Origin of the sequence: Alkalibacterium pelagium (assembly GCF_900109325.1) — a bacterium.
GTDB classification, from domain to species: domain Bacteria; phylum Bacillota; class Bacilli; order Lactobacillales; family Carnobacteriaceae_A; genus Alkalibacterium; species Alkalibacterium pelagium.
This window is the reverse complement of record NZ_FNZU01000028.1, coordinates 1-1,792: the sequence shown is the minus strand read 5'-3', so window position 1 is coordinate 1,792 and position 1,792 is coordinate 1. Positions and strand designations below refer to the sequence as shown.

The 1,792-nt window shown below is 41.7% G+C and carries 1 protein-coding gene; it reads left to right on the top strand.

The window, feature by feature from the left end:
• Positions 1-109: 109 nt before the first annotated feature.
• On the top strand, positions 110-1,792 hold a 1,683-nt coding region (locus BMX79_RS12370), incomplete at its 3' end, for an IS1182 family transposase (protein ID WP_143059459.1).

Sequence of the window (1,792 nt, the reverse complement as noted above, 5' to 3'; positions counted from 1 at the left end):
ACGACCGTTTTTTAAAGAAAAAGGTCGTGGGATGTTACTTTTATAAAGACAAAACGAGCCCCACCGACTATAATTGAAGTACCAACAGCAATTAAAGGAGGGGCTCACTTTGTATCAAAATTATACCACAATGGAAACTGCTTTAACACTACAATTAGACTTCACTATTCCCGAGGATCACGAAGCCCGTTTGATCAGTCGTTTCGTTGATTCTATTCCTGCGGAATTTCTTCTGGAAGACACCTCTCATACGGGACGACCTGCGTTTCACCCTGCCATGTTACTTAAAATGTGCTTATTTGCCTATAGTCGTTCCACTTTTTCAGGTCGCACGATTGAACGCATGAATGACGAGTCCATTCCAATGAAATGGCTGACCGGCGACACATCGGTTACCTATAAGACCATCAATACTTTCCGTTCGAGTGAACATGCCAAGCGCCTAATCAAATATGCTTTCGTTCTGTTCACTTCACTACTCAAAGAGAATGGCCTGCTTCAAGAGGAGGCTCTGTTTATTGACGGCACAAAACTTCAAGCCGATGCCAACATTTATTCCTTCACTTGGAAGAAGGCCATCGATCGGTATGAATCAAAGCTGAACGATAATGTCGAAGCATTGTATGAAACCATAATTCAGTCAGAAGTGGATATCTGCCTTTCAAAAGAGCAGTTAGATACATCCGAAGGCATTGAAACGCTGATTGAAGCAATTGATACGTCGCTAGAAGCAGTTGAAGAATCCATCCAAGAAGAAACACAGATTCCTAAAGGTGGCTCTAAACACAAACGACGTCGTCGTCTATTAAACAAACACCGCAACAAGTGTGTCAAAGATTACCTTCCGAGAAAACAGTCCTACGAAGAAGCCCGAGCAACCTTTGACGGACGAAACAGTTATTCCAAAACGGATAAAGACGCTACGTTCATGTGTATGAAAGAAGATCCCATGAAAAACCGTGAATTGAAGCCTGGCTATAATCTTCAAGTTGCTTCTAGTAATCAATATGTCATTGCCTACGATATCTTTTCAAATCCTACGGATACGCGAACGCTACTTCCATTTTTATCAGCCATTTCTACACTGGACTTATTCAAATACATTGTCGCAGATGCTGGATATGGCAGTGAAGAAAACTATGAATCAATCATCGATGACTATGAAAAGATCCCTTTGATCCCTTACGGCATGTATAATGCAGAACAAAAGAAAAAATATAAACAGGATCCGAAACGCCGGGAAAATTGGTCTTATGACGAAATAGAAGATACTTATACCGACTTGGACGGTGTGCGGTTTAGTTTTACCCACTACAGCACACGTGTGGATAAACAGGGATATACGCGTCAGTTTAAAGTTTACACCGCAGACAAGGAACAAATGGATGACAGGCTGAATACACTAGCCAAAACCCCGAAGGGGAACCAAAGACAAACATCGGTGAATTACAATTGGGAATACTTTAAACATCAAGCCAAAGCACACCTGGAAAGCGATTATGGAAAACGGATCTATGCACAGCGAAAAATTGACGTAGAAACTGTTTTCGGTCGGATGAAAGGTGTCTTTGGCATGCGACGGGTTCATGTCAGAGGGAATCAAGCCGTTCATAATGACATCGGCTTGATGCTTATGAGCATGAATTTAACGAAACTGATCCTCGAACTCCGAAGAAAAGGCGGACATCCTTCTACATCTTCAGAAAAAGGAAAAAAGAACAATGAAGGCCATCTAAAACCGACGGTTTTCATTGTTCTTTTTTTGTTAAGAACTGGTTTTTTCCCAGCCCCT